Source organism: Mycobacterium sp. 852002-51152_SCH6134967, from assembly GCF_001667105.1.
Lineage (GTDB): Bacteria > Actinomycetota > Actinomycetes > Mycobacteriales > Mycobacteriaceae > Mycobacterium > Mycobacterium neumannii_A.
This window is the reverse complement of sequence record NZ_LZIK01000019.1, coordinates 1-19,655: the sequence shown is the minus strand read 5'-3', so window position 1 is coordinate 19,655 and position 19,655 is coordinate 1. Positions and strand designations below refer to the sequence as shown.

The 19,655-nt window shown below is 66.7% G+C and carries 23 protein-coding genes; 7 read left to right on the top strand and 16 right to left on the bottom strand.

The window, feature by feature from the left end:
* Positions 1 to 17: 17 nt before the first annotated feature.
* Positions 18 to 665 carry a TetR/AcrR family transcriptional regulator gene (locus A5790_RS06060; RefSeq protein ID WP_066841877.1) on the bottom strand — a complete coding sequence of 216 codons (648 nt, stop codon included), beginning with the start codon at positions 663 to 665 and terminating at the stop codon, positions 18 to 20.
* Between the two features lie 79 nt (positions 666 to 744).
* On the opposite strand from A5790_RS06060, the gene A5790_RS06055 reads away from it, so the two are divergent.
* Complete coding sequence (locus A5790_RS06055; RefSeq protein WP_066841876.1) at positions 745 to 2,220, top strand: NAD(P)/FAD-dependent oxidoreductase; 1,476 nt, start codon at positions 745 to 747, stop codon at positions 2,218 to 2,220.
* 69 nt (positions 2,221 to 2,289) lie between these two features.
* Here the strand turns inward: A5790_RS06055 and rraA are convergent, their stop codons facing one another.
* From rraA to A5790_RS06015, 8 genes are all read right to left on the bottom strand, one after another.
* Positions 2,290 to 2,775 carry a ribonuclease E activity regulator RraA gene (gene rraA / locus A5790_RS06050; RefSeq protein WP_066841875.1) on the bottom strand — a complete coding sequence of 162 codons (486 nt, stop codon included), beginning with the start codon at positions 2,773 to 2,775 and terminating at the stop codon, positions 2,290 to 2,292.
* The gene (locus A5790_RS06045) at positions 2,772 to 5,594 is read right to left on the bottom strand and encodes an adenylate/guanylate cyclase domain-containing protein (protein WP_066841874.1); all 2,823 of its coding nucleotides are present in this window, start codon (positions 5,592 to 5,594) and stop codon (positions 2,772 to 2,774) included. The genes rraA and A5790_RS06045 overlap by 4 nt, the downstream gene beginning before the upstream one ends.
* Before the next feature lie 69 nt (positions 5,595 to 5,663).
* On the bottom strand, positions 5,664 to 6,413 hold the full coding sequence (locus A5790_RS06040; protein WP_066841873.1) for a MerR family transcriptional regulator: 750 nt from the start codon (positions 6,411 to 6,413) through the stop codon (positions 5,664 to 5,666).
* 47 nt (positions 6,414 to 6,460) lie between these two features.
* A complete protein-coding gene (locus A5790_RS06035; RefSeq protein ID WP_066841872.1) occupies positions 6,461 to 6,979 on the bottom strand; it encodes a hypothetical protein in 519 nt (172 codons plus the stop codon).
* 90 nt (positions 6,980 to 7,069) lie between these two features.
* Entirely contained in the window at positions 7,070 to 8,014 is a 945-nt protein-coding gene (locus A5790_RS06030) for a CopD family protein (protein ID WP_066841871.1), read from the bottom strand.
* Positions 7,990 to 8,451 carry a copper resistance protein CopC gene (locus A5790_RS06025; protein ID WP_369829768.1) on the bottom strand — a complete coding sequence of 154 codons (462 nt, stop codon included), beginning with the start codon at positions 8,449 to 8,451 and terminating at the stop codon, positions 7,990 to 7,992. Before A5790_RS06025 ends, A5790_RS06030 begins: the two co-directional genes overlap by 25 nt.
* Before the next feature lie 118 nt (positions 8,452 to 8,569).
* The gene (locus tag A5790_RS06020; RefSeq protein ID WP_066841869.1) at positions 8,570 to 9,085 is read right to left on the bottom strand and encodes a hypothetical protein; all 516 of its coding nucleotides are present in this window, start codon (positions 9,083 to 9,085) and stop codon (positions 8,570 to 8,572) included.
* A gap of 7 nt (positions 9,086 to 9,092) precedes the next feature.
* The gene (locus tag A5790_RS06015; protein WP_066841868.1) at positions 9,093 to 9,749 is read right to left on the bottom strand and encodes a DUF6474 family protein; all 657 of its coding nucleotides are present in this window, start codon (positions 9,747 to 9,749) and stop codon (positions 9,093 to 9,095) included.
* Between the two features lie 253 nt (positions 9,750 to 10,002).
* On the opposite strand from A5790_RS06015, the gene A5790_RS06010 reads away from it, so the two are divergent.
* Positions 10,003 to 10,494 carry an ImmA/IrrE family metallo-endopeptidase gene (locus tag A5790_RS06010; RefSeq protein WP_064418186.1) on the top strand — a complete coding sequence of 164 codons (492 nt, stop codon included), beginning with the start codon at positions 10,003 to 10,005 and terminating at the stop codon, positions 10,492 to 10,494.
* Positions 10,491 to 11,654 carry a hypothetical protein gene (locus A5790_RS06005; RefSeq protein ID WP_066841867.1) on the top strand — a complete coding sequence of 388 codons (1,164 nt, stop codon included), beginning with the start codon at positions 10,491 to 10,493 and terminating at the stop codon, positions 11,652 to 11,654. Before A5790_RS06010 ends, A5790_RS06005 begins: the two co-directional genes overlap by 4 nt.
* Positions 11,655 to 11,705: 51 nt before the next feature.
* Here the strand turns inward: A5790_RS06005 and A5790_RS06000 are convergent, their stop codons facing one another.
* The 4 genes from A5790_RS06000 to A5790_RS05985 all read right to left on the bottom strand — a co-directional run bounded on the left by A5790_RS06000 (position 11,706) and on the right by A5790_RS05985 (position 14,367).
* Complete coding sequence (locus tag A5790_RS06000) at positions 11,706 to 12,104, bottom strand: helix-turn-helix transcriptional regulator (RefSeq protein WP_064418199.1); 399 nt, start codon at positions 12,102 to 12,104, stop codon at positions 11,706 to 11,708.
* A gap of 378 nt (positions 12,105 to 12,482) precedes the next feature.
* Positions 12,483 to 13,169 (bottom strand): TMEM165/GDT1 family protein, encoded by a 687-nt coding sequence (locus A5790_RS05995; protein ID WP_066841866.1) that lies wholly within the window; start codon positions 13,167 to 13,169, stop codon positions 12,483 to 12,485.
* A gap of 263 nt (positions 13,170 to 13,432) precedes the next feature.
* Positions 13,433 to 13,966 (bottom strand): peptidase, encoded by a 534-nt coding sequence (locus A5790_RS05990; RefSeq protein ID WP_066841865.1) that lies wholly within the window; start codon positions 13,964 to 13,966, stop codon positions 13,433 to 13,435.
* A gap of 122 nt (positions 13,967 to 14,088) precedes the next feature.
* Complete coding sequence (locus tag A5790_RS05985) at positions 14,089 to 14,367, bottom strand: S26 family signal peptidase (protein WP_231987620.1); 279 nt, start codon at positions 14,365 to 14,367, stop codon at positions 14,089 to 14,091.
* Between the two features lie 85 nt (positions 14,368 to 14,452).
* Here A5790_RS05985 and sodN point away from each other — a divergent pair, with 85 nt between their 5' ends.
* Positions 14,453 to 14,875, top strand: a complete 423-nt coding sequence (gene sodN, locus A5790_RS05980) for a superoxide dismutase, Ni (RefSeq protein WP_064395071.1) — start codon at positions 14,453 to 14,455, stop codon at positions 14,873 to 14,875.
* A gap of 100 nt (positions 14,876 to 14,975) precedes the next feature.
* Here sodN and A5790_RS25715 read toward each other — a convergent pair whose 3' ends face one another.
* Complete coding sequence (locus tag A5790_RS25715) at positions 14,976 to 15,134, bottom strand: hypothetical protein (protein ID WP_156656313.1); 159 nt, start codon at positions 15,132 to 15,134, stop codon at positions 14,976 to 14,978.
* A gap of 369 nt (positions 15,135 to 15,503) precedes the next feature.
* Between A5790_RS25715 and A5790_RS05975 the strand changes: the two genes are divergently transcribed.
* From A5790_RS05975 to A5790_RS05965, 3 genes are all read left to right on the top strand, one after another.
* Positions 15,504 to 15,845: a rhodanese-like domain-containing protein gene (locus A5790_RS05975; RefSeq protein WP_066841864.1), complete on the top strand. Its 342-nt coding sequence runs from the start codon at positions 15,504 to 15,506 to the stop codon at positions 15,843 to 15,845.
* A gap of 69 nt (positions 15,846 to 15,914) precedes the next feature.
* Positions 15,915 to 16,943, top strand: coding sequence for a DUF4328 domain-containing protein (locus A5790_RS05970; protein WP_066841863.1), 1,029 nt, complete (start codon positions 15,915 to 15,917; stop codon positions 16,941 to 16,943).
* A gap of 5 nt (positions 16,944 to 16,948) precedes the next feature.
* Positions 16,949 to 17,803 (top strand): glycerophosphodiester phosphodiesterase, encoded by an 855-nt coding sequence (locus tag A5790_RS05965; protein WP_066841862.1) that lies wholly within the window; start codon positions 16,949 to 16,951, stop codon positions 17,801 to 17,803.
* Between the two features lie 24 nt (positions 17,804 to 17,827).
* Here the strand turns inward: A5790_RS05965 and A5790_RS05960 are convergent, their stop codons facing one another.
* Positions 17,828 to 18,373 (bottom strand): ferritin, encoded by a 546-nt coding sequence (locus A5790_RS05960; protein ID WP_066842031.1) that lies wholly within the window; start codon positions 18,371 to 18,373, stop codon positions 17,828 to 17,830.
* Positions 18,374 to 18,505: 132 nt separating this feature from the next.
* Positions 18,506 to 19,384 (bottom strand): LCP family protein, encoded by an 879-nt coding sequence (locus tag A5790_RS05955; protein ID WP_369829767.1) that lies wholly within the window; start codon positions 19,382 to 19,384, stop codon positions 18,506 to 18,508.
* Between the last annotated feature and the right edge of the window lie 271 nt (positions 19,385 to 19,655).

Here is a 19,655-nt window from a genome sequence, read left to right as displayed (position 1 = left end):
TTCGCATCGACATCCGACTAGTGGCGAGTGGTGCCGTAGATGCTGGTGACCCAGATGTGGGCGAGGGTGTCGACGAGTTGGTCCGGGCTGACCGCGGGCTGCTCGGAGGCGAAGGCCGCGAGCATCGTGCGCTCGTTCATCAGGTTGAGCGACGTCGCGAGGTCCTGCGCCGGGATCGTCTCGGGCGCCTCACCCCGTGCGCGTTCGTTCTCGATCGACGCGGTGGTGTGGTCGATCCACTTCTGCATGAAGCGTGACCACAGTGCGCGTACGTCGGGATTGGTGGGCCGGGCGGCGGCGCCAGCAAGGGTCACGGCGCGGTGCGAACCGAACGTCCTGAACAACGCGTTGATGGCCTTCCAGACTCCGGTCGGATCCACCGCCGGATCCATGCCGCCCATCGCGTCGTCGGCATTGCCGTCGGCCTCAGCGATGACCTGCTCGACGAGCGCGCGAAGCACCGCGTCCTTGGAGGGGAAGTAGAAGTAGAACGTGGGACGGGAGATGCCTGCGCCTTTGGCCAGGTCGTCCACGGAGATGTCGGACAGCGAGCGCTCCTCGAGCAGCGCCTCGAGTGTCGAGAGAATCGCGTGTTCGCGGTCGTCGCCGGAGGGGCGACCGGAGCGGCGTCCCCGTGGACCGCGGGACGGGCTGACGGTGGTCACATCGATTGACTTTACACGGTGTTGAGTTTATCGACACCCCGTTGACTAACTCGACATACCGTTGATACGCTCCGGTACCATGAGCGAACACCTCGACGTCGTCATCGTGGGCGCCGGTATCTCCGGCATCAGCGCCGCCTGGCATCTGCAGGACCGCTGCCCGGGCAAGACCTACGCCATCCTGGAGCGCCGGGAGAACCTCGGCGGTACCTGGGACCTTTTCAAGTATCCCGGCATCCGCTCGGACTCGGACATGTTCACGCTCGGCTTCCGGTTCAAGCCGTGGACCTCGGAGAAGGCGATCGCCGACGGGCCGTCGATCATGGCCTACCTCAAGGAGACCGTGGCCGAGTACGGCATCGACAAGCACATCCGCTATCGCCATCGCGTGCTGTCGGCGGACTGGTCGGATGAGAAGAACCACTGGATCGTGCGCGTCGAGCGCGACGGTGAGGAAGCCCAGATCACCGCGTCGTTCCTGTTCGCCGCGAGCGGCTACTACAACTACGACGAGGGCTACACCCCCGAGTTCGTCGGCCGTGACGACTTCGAGGGCACCGTCATTCATCCGCAGCACTGGCCCGAAGACCTCGACTACCAAGGCAAGAAGATCGTCGTGATCGGCAGCGGCGCGACCGCGGTCACCCTGATTCCGGCGTTGGCCAACTCCGGTGCCGGGCACGTCACGATGCTGCAGCGCTCACCGACCTATGTCGGTTCGCTGCCCGACGTGGATCCGTTCGCCGTTCGGACGAAAAAGACGCTGCCGGAAAAACCCGCGTATGTGCTCAACCGCTGGAAGAGCATCATCTTCCAGTCCGCGCAGTACCAGATCAGCAGGCGCTTCCCGAACTTCATGCGCAAGCAGCTGATGACCATGGCGCAGCGCCGGCTGCCCGAGGGCTACGACGTGCAAAAGCACTTCGGGCCCCACTACAACCCGTGGGACGAACGGCTGTGCCTGGCGCCCAACGGCGATCTGTTCCGGACGATCCGCCACGGCAAGGCCGATGTCGTCACCGACACCATCGAGCGGTTCACCAAGACGGGCATCAAGCTCGCCTCCGGCGAGGAGCTCGAAGCCGACATCATCATCACCGCAACCGGTTTGAACCTGCAGCTGTTCGGCGGCGCGGCGATCATGCGCAACGGCGAGCCGATCGAGCTGAACGAGACCATGGCCTACAAGGGCATGATGCTGACCCACATGCCGAACATGGCGTTCACCATCGGTTACACCAACGCGTCATGGACGCTGAAGGCCGACCTGGTCTCCGAGTTCTTCTGCCGGGTGCTCAACTACATGGACGCCGAGGGATTCGACCGCTTCGAACCGATGCATCCCGGCAACAGCGTCGACGAACGCCCCCTGATGGATTTCACCCCCGGTTACGTCCTGCGCGCGCTCGACTACCTGCCGAAGGCCGGACATGTCCCGCCGTGGCGGCTCAAGCAGAACTACCTGCTCGACCTGCGGCTGATTCGTCGCGGCAAAGTCGACGACGAGGCCCTGGAATTCACCAAACATCGAGCGTCGGTGAAGGCTTCGGCCTAACTTCGTTCGCGAGATGTACACCAGGGCTGTGATTCCACAATATTGACGACCCTGGTGTACGGTTCGCGATCAGTCCGGTTCGGCGACCACGACGATGCCGTCGTCGTCGCTGAAAGCGATGTGGCCCGGCTGGAACACGACACCGCCGAACTCGACCGCGATATCGCGTTCTCCGGCACCGGTTTTCGTGCTCTTGCGCGGATTGGTCCCCAGCGCCTTGATGCCGATGTCGAGGGTGCGCAACATCGCGGAGTCACGGACCGCGCCGTTGATGATCAGACCGGCCCAGTCGTTTTCGACGCCGAGCCCGGCGATGACGTCGCCGACCAACGCCGAGTGCAGCGACCCGTCGCCGTCGATCACCAGCACGCCGCCGTCACCCGGCTCGGACAGCACGGACTTCAGCAAGGCGTTGTCCTGGAAGCACTTCACCGTGACGATCGGCCCTGCGAACTGCGCACGCCCGCCGAACTGGCGCAGCTGCAGATCGCAGCTGCGCACGTCGGGGCCGATGTCATCGACAAGGTCGGCGGTGGGGCGGGGCTCGATGCTCACCGGTCGATGTTAAGCGAGTCGGTCTTGACGCGGGCCAGCGCATAAGTGATCGCCTCGTCCATGGTCATCCGCTTGCCCTCGGAATGGAGTTCGCGTGCGCGCTTCTCACCCAGCGTTGCCGCGACGATCCGGCCGGTTTCGTGCATAGCGGTGATGACGAAGTTTGCATTCGGACCCGTCGCGGCGGGAGTGCGTCCCCCTGCGGTCCTCGATTCGGCCGCTGCGCGTTGGAATGTCGCGTAAGCGGCGCCCGCAAGGACACCGGCAGCTTCGGGCTCTCGCTCAGCCAGGGCGCGTCCGTACATCGCTAGACAGGGAGCCACCTGCAAGGGCGCCATCACCCAGCGCTCCATCTGCATCGAACGGACACCGAGCTTCAGCGCGAGATCCCAGTCGCCGAGCCGGCCGGCTACCAGCGCCGCCGTGAGAACCCCTGACGGACTCGCTTCACCCGGATCTACACAGCGCCCAACACTTTCCTCGAGCAGGACTGCGGCCCGTTCCGGATCCGAATCGGCCAGCGCGAGTGCGAGGGAGTTGAGGCTCACCACGATGGCCGCGTGCATCCCCGACCGCCTGGCCAGCCGGAGCGCCTCCTCGGCCCGCGCCACTTCGTCAGTCGCCTCGCTGCCGCCGAGCATCGACGCATTGACCGATACCGCCAGGGCGACGGCGGCCAGAGCCGGATACCCGTCTGCCGCAGCCATTTCGGCAGCTCGGCGATACGCCGAAACGGCGCCCGAGTAGTCGCCGGACGCGAGCGCCGCCATCGCAATCAGATTGCACGCGTCCATCTCCACCCGCGGTCGGTGCCGGGTGTCCGGGTGGCGCGCGTCGGCTTCGACCGCCTTTCTTCGCCACTCGTCAGCAAGGTCGAAGTCACCCCGGAGGTATGCGTGCCAGGCCGCCGCCATCAGCACGCGAGGATAGTCGGGCTGCTGGCTGGCGCCTGGGAGATCGATCACCCGCGCGGACGGTATCCGGATCTCGAAAACCTCGCCGGTCCCGCCGTAGCCGTGGTGGTGAGGATGGTCGGCGACCAGCTGAACAGCCAACTGCGCGTAGCCGTTGTCTATGGTCGTGGCAAGCGCTGTGCGGATGTTCTCGCGCTCGAGATTTATTCGTCTAGCCCAAGGTATCTGTTCGGGCCCGTAGTAGTGTTCTGCCGCCCGCGCCGACAGATCCGCGTAGAAGTGTGCGTGTTTGAGTAGCAGCTCGTTGGTCTCGCCCCACTCGGCCAGCTTTTCCTCTCCGTACTGACGAATGGTCTCGAGCATGCGGAAGCGGGTGCCCGAGGTGCTGTCCTCGGCTACGACGAGCGATCGGGCCACCAATGTCGTTACGAGGTCCAGCACATCCTCGGTATGCAACAGAGCATCACTGCAGACCTTTTCGATGGCGTCCAGGGTGCAGCCGGCCGAGAAGATGGCCAGGCGGCCCAGCAGCCGTTGTTCGTTCGAGTTCAAGAGCTCGAAGGACCAATCAATGGCCGCGCGGAGCGTCGCGTGTCGTTCGACCGCACCCCGGCGTCCACCGGCAAGCACCTGAAATCGGCGGTCCAGGCGCTGGGCAAGCTCGGCGGGACTCAACGCGATGACGCGGGCGGCCGCGAGTTCGACCGCGAGGGGCACACCGTCGAGCCGTTGACAGATCTCCACCACCGCGCGGGCGTTCCGGTCGGTCAATGCGAAATCCGCGTTCACGGCGCGGGCGCGCTCGGCGAAAAGCTTGACCGCGTCGGTCGTCAACAAGGTCTCGAGGGCATCGCCCGTCGCCCCTGCGTTCATCGGCGGCAACGCGACCAGTTGTTCGCCGTCGACCGCCAACCCTTCGCGGCTGGTGGCCAGGACGACGACGGCCGGACACGCTCGCTCGATGCGTGTTACCAGGTGGGCGGCCGACGCGATCAGGTGCTCGCAGTTGTCGAGCACCAACAGCAATTGCTTACCTTCGAGCATTTCCAGGAGGAGTTCGTCGAGCGGTTGTCCGCTCCGACTCGACAGCCGGAACGCCGCCGCCACCGCCGCCGCGACGCCGTCCGGATCCCGTACCGGCGCCAAGTCCACCAGCCACGCCCCATCGCGATAGCGCGGCAGGACGTCGGCAGCGACCTGCAACGCCAAGCGGGTCTTGCCGACTCCGCCGACGCCGGTGATGGTCACCACCCGCGATGCCTCGAGAGCCGATGCGACCCGTGCTACCTCGGTCTCCCGCCCGATGAACGAACTGACCTGTGCGGGAAGGTTTCCGGGGAATGAGTCAAGCGTACGGAGCGGCGGGAAGCCCTCATGACCACCGTTGCGCTTGATCTCGAAAATCTTCATCGGTCGACCGAGGTCGCGCAGTCGATGCTCACCATGGTCGGCAAGTTGGCATCCGACGGGAAGTTCGTCGCGCACAAGTGGTTCCGTGGCGCCCGAAAGCAGGATCTGTCCGCCGTGGGCGGCGGACATCAGTCGAGAGCAGCGGTTGACGGGCTCGCTGAGGTAATTCCCGTCAACGACGACCGCCTCATCGGTGTGCAACCCTGTCCGCGCACGAAGAGGATTGGGAGTGTGCCAGGGCTCCTCGGTGAGCGAACTGCGGAATACTGTTGCCGCGCGCACGGCATCACCCGCTGTGGGGAACGCTGCGGCCATCCCGTCACCCATTCGAGAGAAGACATGGCCACCATGATTCTCGATCGCCTTCTCCAGCAATTCGTCGTGACGAACCATGGCAGCCTTCATCGCCTCGGGGTCCTGCTCCCACATGCGGGTGGACCCTTCGAGGTCGGTCATCAGGAACGTCACCGTGCCCGACGGCGGTTGCCCAGTCATGCCCCCAACCCCGTTGACGGCGGGGTACCGGAAGCGTAACTGCGTGAAGTCGCCTGCGGATCCAGTTGATCAGCTAGGAGAGCTGGCCACGATGATGTCGTACACAAACTGCGCGAGCCCCGGCTCGACGTCGTCGTAGTACCGGGTGAACCGCTCGTCGGCCAGATACATCTCGGCCAGGCGCACGTGCATGTCGTGATCGCAGTCGTAAAAGCGCTCGATGTTTTCGCGATGCCAGGCGGCCAGCTCGTTCGCACGCTCTGTGCCGGGTACGACGTCGTCGCGGTGAGCCTCGGCCAGCGACGTCAACAGCGCATCATTGTCGGCCTTGAACGCGATCCAGTCCTGCTTGGTCATCCGCGCCGTGCGCTGCTGCGACTGCTTCCACGCGTCGGTGCGACCCCACCGCTCCTCGGATTCGGCGGCGTACTCATCGAACACCGCGCTGCCGAAGATCTCGACCTGCTCGTCGGCGGTCAGTTGTATGCCACTGCGGTGTGAGCTCATCAGTTCCTCCACTGCCTTGATCGTGTGCTGCAGCCGGTCCGCCCGGTCCAGCAACAGCCGGTGCTGGCGCTCGAGGCGGTCGAGCACATCCCCGTCCCCATCCAGCAGGGCGCGGATCTCCTCGAGGGGCATGTCGACCGACCGGTACACCAGCACCACGTGCAGCCGTTCGATGTCGGCGTCGGTGTAGCCGCGGTAGCCGGCTTCGGTGCGCACACTCGGCACCACTAGACCGATGTGGTCGTAATGGTGCAAGGTGCGTACCGAGACACCCGTCAGGGTGGCCACCGCGCCGACGGTCATGGTGTCCATAGCGCCACTATCGACCCTGACGCAGCGTGAGGGTCAAGCGTTTTTCGTCAGTCCTCGTCGTTTCCCCGGCGGATCAGCAGCACGACGATGATCGCCAGCACACCCGCAGCGATCGCCGCCGCAACCGGCAGCCGCGACGGTTCGGGCCCGATCAACGGCGTCGGCGGCGGCCCGGCAACCGGATTGCTGGCGGCGGCGACCGTCGACTTTGCCTGCGCAGCAGTCACTTTCGCCGCAGAATTAACATCATTGCCGGTAGCGGCAGGTTCAGTCGCGGGCGCTTTCTTCGCCGGCGCCTGTTGCACCGGACCCTTCTTGGCGGGTGCTTTCTTGGCGGGCGCCTTCTTCGCCGGTGCGGCCTTCTTCACCGCCTTCTTCGCGGGAGTCTTCTTGGCGGCCTTCTTGGCGGGAGTTTTCTTGGCGGGCGTCTTCTTCGCCGGCGGGGGAGGGATCAGCGGGTCGGGGGAGACGCTCGCCGACTCCGCGGCGGCGGGCTGCGGGGTCGACTGATCCGCCGGTGGTGTGCTGTGCGGCTGTTCGTCGGGTCGGCCCTGCTGGTCTGCCATCGGGCTGCTCCTTTGCAGTGTCTGGTCGCCAGGCCGGCCGAGCGTGCGGCCGGAAGTCGATCGGTCCATCATGCCAGGTCGGCTATGGCGCTACCCCGTGACGGCCAGACCAGCGGCCAGGACCAGCGCGACGAGCATCACCGCGGTTTCGACGTGCGCCCGGGTTCGGGAAACCACCGCCGTGGCGCGATGCGACCGTGCGGCGGGCAGCCACATCGTGCGGTTTCGCCAGCCGAGGACGACGAGCGCGACCGTCACCGCGATCTTGGCCGACACCAGCCGCCCGTAACCGGTCGCGTACAACTCGGCCGGTGCGCCCAACCGGAGAGCGGCGCCGGCGACCCCGCCGACCAGCAGCACCACCACACAGATCAGCGACAGTGCGGAGAAGCGCGGCAGCATCCGAGCCCACTGTCCGCGGTGGTCGACGGTCAGCACCAGCGCCGCCAGCGCCCCGACCCACAACGCGGCCGCAAGGGTGTGCACTGTGACCGCCACACCACCCAACGGGCTGTTCGCGAAGTGCCCGGTCAGCTGGCGCGCGACGACTCCGACCGCCGCGGCGCCGATCACCGCGACATTCCACGACGCCGTCCGCGGTGCGACGAGCGCCGCCACGGCTATGGCGGTCGCGGCGGCGACCGCGAGCATGCCCGCCCGGCCCGCCGCGGTGGTGGTGGCGAAGTCGGCGGTGGTCTGCACGCCGAGGCGGAACACCGGTAGTGAGGCGGTCTGTGCGGCCGCGACGATCAGCCGGGTCAATTCGGCGAGCAGCCACAGCACCGAGGCGACTGCCAGCGGCCGCGTCGAGCGGACCAACAACTCGCCTCGGTGCCGCTCACCGTCGAGAACCGGCACCACCGCCAAACCCAGCGTGACGACACCTGCGCAGTCGGCCACGACCCGCACCGCCGTCACACCCAGCGACCCTTGCGGGTAGGCCAGCGCCCAGGTCAGGCCGGTCGCTGCGGTCGCGAGCACCACCCCGACGACCACGGTGCGTCGACGGGTCACGCGCGGCGCCGCACCGCCCATATCGCGCCTGCGCCGATGATGACGACCGCTCCGGCGAAGAACGGCCACACAGGGATGCCGTCATCGGCCGGGGCCTGGGCCGGTGCGGCCGCCGACGGGCCCGGTGTCCCGGTGCCCGGCACGCTCAGCTCGAACGACCAGGACCCGTTGACCACGTGTCCGTCCGCCGACGTCGCGCGGTAGTTCACGGTGTACCGCCCGGAGGGTCCGAGGGGGCGCACACCGACGCTGAGGACGGCGCCCTGGACCTGCGGTTCGCCGGTCGACCACAGGTTGCCGTCGGGGCCGACGACGGTCATCGCCGCGAACTGCGGCTGCAGTGCCTCGCTGAACGTGGCGGACACCGTTTCAGGAGCCTCCGTCAGTCGGCCGTTCTCGGCAGGGTCCGACGCGATGCGGGTCGCATGTGCGGACGCGGTGCCCGCTGTGGCCAGCATCCCGATCGTCAGCCAGAGGAGCACGACCGCACCGGCGGCCACAATGGTGAGGGCGCGACGGGGCACCCTGGTGATGGTTCTCATCGAATGTGTCTTTCTCAAGCCGTTGGTATGTCGATCAGTGCGCGGGTCTGACCGGGGGCCCGCGATGAGACATCGAAGCGGCGAGAAGCAGCGCAGAACGAAGCGGTTGTTCGGCACGCCGAACGATGGGACGACCCTGCGGTGCGACCGGCGGACACACCACGCGCACCGCGACGCGCACCACGCGCGACAGGGCGCGGCACAACCGGTCGCCGGCCGCGATCAGCACCGCCCCCACGCCGACCGCCACCGCATGGGCGGCGACCATCGTCGCGGTCTGCGGCGCATGGATATGCCCGGAGGCCCCCAGCACGATGTGGCCGACGATCTGACCGCACGCCAGAATCGCAAGCAGGACAGGTGTTTTCGAAGTGGCAGAAAGTGTGGCGGTCAATGTGCCGACGGTCGCGGCGACGATGACCAGCGCCACGATCGCGGCACCGCCCGACGGCTCGGGGCCGCCGTAACCGTGCGCGGCCACGGCGAGCGTCGCCGTCAGCAGCCCCGAAGCCGCGCCACGAAGGCGGGCTGCGAAGCCGGACGGCGACACTTTCAGCTCAACTCACGCCGAGCCGAGCCATCAGGTCGGCATCGATTCCGTCGAGTTGCCGTTCGATGGCGGCGTGCGCAGAGCGACGCCGCGACGGCGGCATGTGCTCGGCGGCGGCGATCGCGGCCGACAGGTCCCCGAGACGCTCGGCGATCGCCCCGACGAACTGTTTGGTCTCGGCGTCCTTCGGCTTCTTCTCGGAGACGAGCCGCAAGGACTGTTCGGCACCGGAGATGCGCGCCGACAACTGGGCGCCGTGGCCGTTGAACTGGCCAACCTGGCTGAGCGGAACACCGAGCCGGTCCGCCCGACGTTGGTCGGCATAGCCGCGCGCGGCGATGGCCGCGCGGTAGCCGACGGGCACCACGATCGGCGCGAGCAGGCGGATGACGGTCAGCACGCGACGGATCCGGCCGGGGGCGAACAGCTTGCCTTCGCGGGCGGCCTTCAGCTGTGTCTCGGCCACCTTCAGGGCTGCGCGGTCACTGTCGCGCTGGGCCTTGAGCTGCGCCTTGAGCGCCCTGGCCTCGGCCCGGTGGGCGGACTTGATGCGACGGGCTTCGTTCTTGGCGGCCAGCTTGGCCTCCAATTTCGCCTTCGCCTTGATCGCACGGGCCTCGGCCCTGCGGGTGGCGCGGGTTTTGCGTCGCTTGAACGGGCTCATCCCGGCTGCCTCCCGGTGGTTTTCTCGAATGCTGACGTCATGGCTGTGCAGGTTGTCGGTGCAGCACAACCCTATCGTTCACAGCGTTCGGCCTGCGGGCGGCTCGGCGCCGACGAGAGGGCGCCGGATCCGTCTTGGCTGCATGGCGTATTGAGGGCATGCTTATACAGACCGCAACGTTCGCGAACTGACTGAAGAAGCCGCCCATGAAGACGGCGGACAGCGCATAGTGAACTGGTCGGAAGGGGGATCCATGCCAGCTAACCGCCGTGTCACCCGCGCGGTCGGGGCCGTGCTCGAACTGGCGCCGCGCCAGGGGGAGGTGTCGCTGACCCGACTCGTCGAGGCCGTCAGCGAAGACCGCAAACGACCCATCGAGCTCAAGATGGCCGAGCTGCCGCCCGGTGTCTGCGGACAGTGGCGCCAGTACAACGACCACGACGTGTTCCTGATCCAGAAGGGCCTGCCCGCGTGGGACCGCACCCTGGCCCACGAGCTGGGACATCTGGTGTTGGGCCACGACGGTATTCCCGTCGCGCAGGCCGCCGAAGAGAGCACCGAGTTCGCCAGCTCCGATCTGATCAGCTACATGCTCAACCAACGGACCGGTTGTATGGGTCCGGCCGGCGAGGAGGCCGAGCAGGAGGCGGAGGATTTTGCGGCTCTGCTGCTGTACCGGTTGGGCAGGCTTCCGTCGGACCGTTCGTCGATCGTCCAGGTGCGGCTCGGAGAGGCGTTTGGTTGATCGTCTGGGTGATCGCCGGTCTGCTCGGACTGGCCACCGGACTACGCATCGGATGGGCGCTGGTCAATAAGCAGAGCCTGGTGAGCACCGCGATGATCGTCGCGCTGGCGAGCCTGGCGTTGATCGCCGCGTTGAACTGGCAACCCCTGACACTGCTCATCGACCGGTTGCTGCGCTGGCCCAACATCTCGCTGGGCCTGTCCCAGCTGGCGCTCGTCGCATGCGCCGCGGGCAGCTGCGTGATGATCACGACCGTGTCGTCGGTGCGCAAACCGGCGACCATCCGCAAGATCGCGTTCGCGCAGTACGGCGTCGCGGCGGTGATCGCCGTGGTGACCGCGGTGGCCTTCTTCTCCGCGGGCCGTCAGCCCGAGATGTCGCCCCAGGACTACCTGCAGCGCAACCTCAGCGGCGGTGGGAACACGCTGCCGTGGCTGCTGCCGCTGCTCTACGTGCTGCTCGCGTTGTCGCTGGTCTCGTGGGCGGGGCTGCGCTATTCGAACCGTAGCCGCCGGGGACGCGCGCTGTTCGTGTTCACGATCGGCATCGTGCTGATCGTGGTGGCGTCGGCCTTCTTCTTCCTACGCGCCCTCGACAGTGACGGACCGGTCGGCGTCGGCGCCGCAGCGACGCTGCTGGGCTGCGCGATGCTGGTTGTCGCCGCGGGATCGCTGCTGCCCAGCATCGAGGACTGGTTCGGCGCCAGGCGCGAACTGCGGGCGATCCAGCCGATCCTGACCGAGCTGGGCCGCAGGCACCCCGACATCGGTATCGGTGTCCGGCCGCGCGGACCGCTCGTCTTCCGGGTCGCAGAACGGATGTCGTTGATCTCCGACGCGCTCTACCTGGAAGCCACGGCCGCCGAACACCGGCGCAAACTCCGGGTCGACCCGCGCGGCGCGGTGTCCGGTGATGACGCCGAGCCGGACGAGACAGTCCTCGAATCCCCGCCGGTTCCGCCGCAGGAACAGGCCCGGGCGATCGCCGAGTGGATCTACTCCGGGACCGAGAGCGCTTCGGAGGACAGGCGCGTCGATTTTCCCGGACTGGGGTGGCTGAACCAGCCCAGCGAGTATTCAGACCGTGAATGGATCCTGGAGATCGCCGAGCAGTACAGAGCACTGATCCGTCGCGACGGCGCGACGGGTCAAGCGGCGTAGCTGGTAGCGCGACCCCACTTCGCCAGCTATGGGGCGGAAGGCCGCACCGGGCTAATCGTCGAGATGCTCGCGGCGGCGCAGCTCATCGACCTTTAGGGCGATGTCCTGCTGGGCCTCCGGCGACAAGCCGACGGTGCGTGCGGCAATACGGCGGACGCCCTCGTCGCGCATGCTTGCGAGCCAGGTCAGCTCCTTGTCGAGCTTCTCGTAGTACTCGTCGTCGGTGAAGTAGGCCGGCTTGATCCGGAAGAAGTTGGCAAGAGCGGCCATGGTGGTGGCAGAGGGGTTGGTGCGGTTGCCCGAGCGCAGCTGCGAGAGGTACGGAGCGGACATGGTGACGCCCTCGGCCTTCAGTGCCGCGATCACCTCGGCCGAGGTGTGCGGGCCGCGTCCCGGCGGGTAGACCGTGTCAAACAGCCGGTTCAGGCGAGCGGCGAACGTCGTGCTCATCGATATGACCTCCACATGCATTGGACGAGCGGTGTACGAGCGGCGTATTTGCTGATCATCGTAGCGAGTGTTGTGGCCACAACCAAGTGCAAACCCGGGAAAAGTTGATCCGCCCCCGCGCTTGACGCCCGCTACTGTGCCGGCTGCGACGCATTCCGCGTGCGCCGACGCCTCTACCATACGGTGCGACGAAGCAAACAACGGCGGCTTTGTCGAGCTAGTTTTGCTCAGAAATCGGACAGCGCGTCCACAGGGGACCCGACGACCGCCGCCGGCAACATCAGTTGCATGCATTCTGGCGCAACGCCGGGTTTGCCACATACCGCACGGATGGTCGCGGAGCGCCCAGTGTCGGACCGTCGAAGGCGCAGGTCGAGGTCAGGACCCCTGGGTGGAGGGCTGGGATGTCTCGTCAGGCACGGGTGCCCTGCGGCGGCGGATGAGCCAGACCATCAGCACCGAGACGGTGACGGAAGCGGTGACCGCCACGGCCACCCACCGCAAACCCAGCGCACTGTCGAACAGCAGCCACAGGCCGAAAAGAAGGAACAGGACGCTGGCCAGGCCGTGCAGGAACCGTTCCGGAAGCCTGCGGTGCATTAGCCTGCCCGCAGCGATCGCGGCGCCGTCGGCCAGAACCATGCCCGCGGTCGCACCGATCCACACCCCCGCCCAATTGTGTTCGCTGGCCAGGGCGACGGTGGCCAGCATCGTCTTGTCGCCGAGTTCGGCCAGCACGAACGACGACACGATCGCGGGGACGACGAATCGCGGCTCGGCGATCCGAATCTCGTCGTCGTGCCCGCTTTCGCGCCACGTCCACACCGCGAACAACAGGAATGCGATGGCGGCGACGAACGCGATCGGGCGTTCGGGCAGCGTCACCCCGAGAAAGTGTCCGACCGCGACGGACAGGCCGTGAACCAGCATCGCGGCGATCCCGACCCCGGAGAGCACGACCCACCATCGGTGCCGCAGCGAGTAGGTCATGGTGATCAGCTGCGACTTGTCGCCGAGTTCGGCGACGAAAACCACGGCCAGACTGACCACGATGGCGGCGAGCATTCAGACGACCCTTTCGACGCGTCGCCGACATAGCGATGTTCATGCCCCGTCGGCTTCGGTCGAAGGTCTCGCCCACCACACCTTCGGATGTGTGGTTCGCCGGCCGGGCTTGCGCCAGTATGTCGACACGACGATTGGGGGCTACTCCCCTTCGCTTACTGATCCGACCATAGCTTCGGTAGCGCGGATGTGCCAGTGCCACGTAGGGTTTCGGGCACCCGAATCCACCGTTCAGGCACCCGAATCAAATGCTTCGAAAGCCCTTATGCCGCAAGCAGCATCGCGAGAATCGCAGTGTCCGGGTGGCTGATCGGGTCCAGGCCGACGCGGCTCACCATGGAGGTCACTGTTCCGTCGGATTCGGCTTCCACCCATGCTGCGCGGTGCTCGAGACCGAGATGGGGCAGGCCGGGCAGCAACACGCATCCGGACGCCGCCCCGCTGCACTCCGGCAGCGACGGTGTGGTTTCCGACGGGGGGTGCAGCATCAACAGGGCCGGCGGCTGGTGCTCGGCGAAATAACCTGGCGGTACCGCTGATTCGCCGACCACCGGGCCCTCGGCAAGGACGAGGCCGACCGTATTGGGCTCAGGCTCGTCGGGCAGCTCTTCACGGGCACCGAAAATCGTTGTCGTGGACAACAACCCGGGAAGCGATGCCACGCGCACGGCGACCATCAGCAACTGAGCCCACTCTTTGGTCGAATCCGGCCAGCGACCCGAGATGACGAATCCCTTGAGTGAACCGCGTGAATGAAAGGGGGCGATCTCGATCGCCTTGCCCGACTCCCTCTCCATATCGCCTCCGCGCCATCGGTGTTGGGACGCCGGCCTCTAGCCGACTGATGGCCCGACACGCCAGTGGGTCGATTTGCTCAGCATGCGGCAGAACTCGGCTGGCACGCAAGTCGACACGACTGCTAATCACCGGATTTAGCCCGCGCAGTCCACAGCACGCGATACGAACCGGCCGCCGGGACCCAACCGAATTCGTGGGAGTCGACGGCGCCGGGGGCGCCCGGATTGTCCGAGCGCGCTTCAAAGATCACGTCGCGACCGTCGGCGTAGACATCGCCGACCCGCTTGACGAGCCACCGTGTCGAGCGCCGCGGATCCTGGAACACCCGAAGCTGCCCGCGCTGAATGCTCCCGCCCCGCAGGGCCAATAGGCCATCCCCTGGGCCGACCGTCGGGCGCATCGAGTCGTCGACCACTCGGAACAACCGCAGAGGCCAGCGTCGCGGTGTCTGGTTGCGGCGCACCTCCAAAGGGTAAGTTAGGAACATGCTGCATCGATTGTTGAACCACGCGACCCCCGCCCATGCCCACTGCGATCTCTACTGCGGCGTCTATGACCCCGCGCAGGCCAAAATCGAGGCGCTCTCGTGCCTCAAGACGATCCAGAAGTACCACGACTCAGACGATGAGCACTTCCGCGCGCGCTGCATCATCATCAAGGAGCGGCAAGCCGAGGAGGTCAAACATCACCTGATGGTGCTGTGGGCCGACTTCTTCGCCAAGGATCACTTCGAGCAGTTCCCCAACCTGCATCAGCTGTTCTGGGACGGCGTGCACGGCGCGGGCGACGTCAAGAAGTCGCTCGATGTCGCCGTCGCCGAGAAGCTGCTCAAGACGATCGACGAGATCGCCGACATCTTCTGGCAGACCGACAAGGGCAAGCAGATGGGTGTCTATCCGCCCGCCTGAGAGCCTTATCGACAACAAGAAGCCGCCGAGTCATTGACCCGGCGGCTTTGTCGTATTTCGCGAGGAAGTCGTACTTCGCGACGAAGTCGGCGGCTCGTCGTCAGAACAGGACGATCAGGGCCAGCACGACCAGGAGCACCAGCGCGATCACGCCGGCGCGCAGTAACGCCATCAGCTGACTGCGGTTGTAGGCGGCGGGCGTCGAGGCCTGCCACTTCGTGGGGGGCATAGCCGAACCCGATCCCATCGAAGATGTCATGAACCCCTCCTGACCTGCATGTTTTACATTCCCCCCGGGTGAGATCTATCACAACCGCTGGTTGTGACGCCGATCATAGCCCCTTGCGTCGAACCGGAAAAATCGGCTCGCGCGCAGCACGGATTGCGGGTACGGCCGGCTCAAGTCGCGGTTAGCGGGACTAGGGATTTCGCTCGCCGCCCGAGCGCCTGTTGATGGGAGCGCCCAAACGCCGACCGCTTATCCACAGCGATCCTCAGGAAAAACACAGATTCAGCGGCTCAAGGCGGGTTCTCCGATGTCGCGGCTTGTGGATGAACCTGTGGAAATTGTGGATAGGTGGTCATTGCTGTCGCCGCAAGCCGGCCGGCGGCATGTCAGCATTGAGGCATGAACGAGGCTGAAATCGCGCAGGTCGACGTCGCCGATGTGCCGACGACCTTCGGCTCCGGTGAGATCCTGCTCGACGTACGCGAAGACGATGAGTGGGCACGCGGGCATGCCCCGGATGCACGGCACATCCCGATGGGACAGGTCCCTGCGCGTCTGGCGGAAATCGACGTCGACGCGCAGGTGTTTGTGATCTGCGCAGCCGGTGGGCGGTCGCAGAGCGTCGCGCAGTACCTGGCCGAGAACGGCTATTCACCGGTCAACGTCAGCGGCGGCATGTTCGCATGGGCCGGTGCCGGCCGACCCGTGGTGACCGACGACGGCGGGCCGGGTGTGGTCTGACGCATCGTCGCTACGCTGGTCGAATGGTCGGGCGAGGAGTGAAGTGATTCCGCGCGCGCGAGGAGCGACATGATTCAGGTGTGTTCCCAATGCGGAACCCGGTGGAACGTGCGCGACCGGCGCCGGACGTGGTGTCCGCGGTGCCACGGATCGCTGATGCCGCCATCGGCGTCTGCGCCGGACACCGTGAGCGCCCAGTGGAGCGCACGGTCCGCGGCCGCAGCGCCAGGCCCGCGGCCGCAGCTGCCACCGGGATACCGCTGGATCGCCGTACGGCCGGGCGCACCGCCGCATCCGCGGCGCCCGAAGCGCGCGCTCGGCCCGACGCCCCGCTACGCGACCATCCCGCGATGGGGACTTGTCGAGCAGCCCGCGCCGGTCGACCAACAGCAGCAGGCGCCGCGCCGCGGCCCGTCGCCGGGCATGGTGACGGGCACGCTGCTGCTGACGATGGCGGTGCTGGGCGCTGCGGCACTGATCCACCTCGCGCGCTACGTGCTGCTCATCATCAACCGGTCGGTGTTGCTGCCCCCGTGGATCGCCGCGATCGCGACCTGGTTCGGTGTCGTACTCAGCGTCGTCGCCGCGTTCATGGTGGTGGCCAGCCTCATCGTGCTGACGAACTGGCTCATCGCCAGGCGGGCCGCCGCCTATACCCACCGGGGAACGACGGACCCTCGACCCTCCTGGCGACTCCAGGCCGGCTGCCTGCTCCCGTTCGTCAATCTGTTCTGGGCGCCGGTGTTCGTCCTCGAACTGGCGGGCGTCGAGGAGCGGCTCAGCTATCTGCGCAGGCCGATCGCGGTGTGGTGGCTTGCGTGGGTAGCCAGCTACGCGGTGTCGATCTGGTCGATCGCGACCAGCTTCACCCGCGATGCGCAGGGAATCGCCGACAACACGATGACCACGATGATCGCCTATCTGCTGGCGCTGACCACCCTGCTGCTCGCCATGAAGGTCGTTTCCGGTTTCGAACGGCAGCCGGTCGAGCGCCCGAGCAAGCGCTGGGTGATCGTCCCCGACGACAGCACGCCGGCGGAGGATCGACCCGGCCCCGAGGCTCCGGTTGAGTCGCACGGGCAGGACCCGGCAGCATAGGCCCTATGACAGGCGACTCCGAAGCCGCCGAGAACGCGACTTCCGGACCGACGCCCGGGGGCCATCCCTTCGTCGTGGCGCACCGCGGCGCGTCGGCCGATCGTCCCGAGCACACGCTCGCGGCATACGAGCTTGCACTGCAGCAGGGCGCCGACGGCGTCGAATGCGATGTGCGGCTCACCCGCGACGGCCACCTGGTGTGTGTGCACGACCGCAGGGTCGACCGCACTTCGAACGGAACGGGGCTCGTCAGCGACATGACGCTCGCCCAGCTGCGCGAGCTCGACTACGGCGGTTGGCATCCAAGCCGCAATGCCGTTGAGGCACAAGGTGATACGGGCTTGCTGACACTCGAAGCGCTGATCTCACTTGTGCTCGATTGGAACCGGCCGGTCAAGGTATTCATCGAGACCAAGCACCCTGTCCGGTTCGGTGGGCTGGTGGAGAGCAAGGTGCTGGCGCTGCTGCACCGGTTCGGGATCGCCTCTCCGGCATCGGCGGACCTGTCGCGCGCCGTGGTGATGTCGTTCTCGGCGGCCGCGGTGTGGCGAATCCGGCGCGCGGCCCCGATGTTGCCGACGGTGTTGCTCGGCGAGACGTCGCGCTACCTCGGTGGCAGCGCCGCCACGACCGTCGGCGCCACCGCGGTTGGGCCGTCGATCGCCACACTGAGGGAGCATCCGGAGTTGGTCGACCGAGCGGCCGCGCAAGGCCGCGCGCTGTACTGCTGGACCGTCGATTATTTCGAGGACGTGCAGTACTGCCGCGACCTCGGTGTGGCATGGGTTGCGACCAACCACCCCGGCCGCACCAAGGACTGGCTGCAGAACGGTCTGGCCGGCGCCGCCGGTCGCGATTAGCCGCGCTCAGATCCGCGCGGACGCCTAGAGGCTGCCGCCTGCGACCTTCGGCGCGCCGACGTCCTTCGACGTCGAACCCAGCTCGCGCGCTACGAAGTCCTCCAGGCGAAAGAGGTCGTCGCCGGCCCGGTCGGCGATGCGCACCAACGTCGTCATCTGCGCGACTTCCTCGACCTGCTCACCGAGGAACCACTGCATGAACTGCTCTCCGAGGTAGTCGCCCTCGTCGCGGGCCACGCCGGCCAGCCGGCCGATCTGCTCGGTGACGGTGCGCTCCAGATCGAGGGCCAGCACGAGGGCGTCGCGCGGAGCATCGAAGGTGTTGCGCACCGCGTCGACCCCGGGAATCTCGAATTCGACGTCGCGGTCGAGGAGGTACTGGACCAGCATCATGGCGTGATTGCGCTCTTCGACCGACTGCCGGTAGAAGTGCTTGGCCAGCTGCGGAAGGTCGGCTCCGTCGAAGTAAACGGCGATGGCGAGGTATTGCTGCGCGGCACCGAACTCGTTGCGCATCTGCTCTTGCAGCAGGGCATGGAATTTGGTGTCGCAAGCTTCAGCAGTGGTCATGAACGCCACGATATCCCAGCTCAGAGGCTGTTGTCAGCGAAGGTTGACCTAACAGAGGTCAGGTTCACCTTAATGAGTCGACCCTTTGTGATGGCGGTTACACGTTCGGATAAATGTTTGCTGAAGGGCGCGTCAGGGCTGCGCGTCGAGAACGTCCTGCGGTACCGGGGAGTCGGTCCGCAGCGCCGTGAACAGTTGGCTTGCCAGGGCGTCGTCCCAGACCACGACCGAGCCGGCGTCGCCGCTGGAGTACTCCCCGATGGGGACGGTGGTGGTGAGGACGTCTCCGTGCATCGCCCAGGCGAGCCGGGCCAGGTTCCACACGTGATCGTCCTCGTTGACGGTGAAGGTGCGGCCGGCGGCTTTGGCCATCGGATACCAGCGCAGCGGGTTGAGCAGCACCGACGGGCTGGTCGCGCGGTGCAGCAGCGCGGACATGAACTCCTGCTGGTGAACCATGCGGTCGAGGTCCGCGCGCGGGGTGGCCCTGGTGCGGACGAACCCCAGCGCGCTGCGGCCGTCGAGCTTCTGGCATCCGGCCGGCAGGTCGATGCCGGCAAGGGGATCGCTGATGGGCTCGGCGGGACACATCGTCACACCGCCGACCGCGTCGACCATCGTCGCGAATCCGTCGAAGCCGATCTCGGCGTAGCGGTCGATCCGCAGGCCCGTCGCCTCCTCGACCGTCTGGGCGAGCAACTGCGGGCCGCCCACCGAGTACGCGGCATTGATCTTGTCGCTGCCGTAGCCCGGGATCGACACGTAGGAGTCACGAGGTATCGACACCATCGTCGTGTCGGTGCTCGAGGCGATGCCGGGGATGTGCACCAGCAGGATCGTGTCGGTGCGGCCGTTGCCCATGTCTCCGCCGGTGGTCAGCTGCGCCTGTTGTTCAGGGGTCAGGTTCTGACGGCTGTCCGATCCGACGAGCAGCCACGTGGTGCCCGCGCCTGCGGCGGGCCGGCCGGCGTAATCGGCCAGTGCGGGGATGCGCTGCAGTGACGAGTCCATCCAGATGCCACCGGCCACGACCGCCGTCACGGCCAGCAACAGCACCACCAACAGCAATCGGCCCCAATGCCGTTTGCGCCGAGTGCGTTTCGGCTTCGTCGGGGCTGCAGGCGGCGGTGGCGGTTGGGGTCGTGGTGCCGGTCCGCGGGCAACCGTGGCGCGGGCGCCCGCCCGAGGTGGCGGCGGAGGCGGTGTGGGGCTGTGGGGTTTAAACATGGGGCGCTGGCGACGAGTAGGCTTGTGTAGATGTCGGGGGGGGGCGGATAATTTA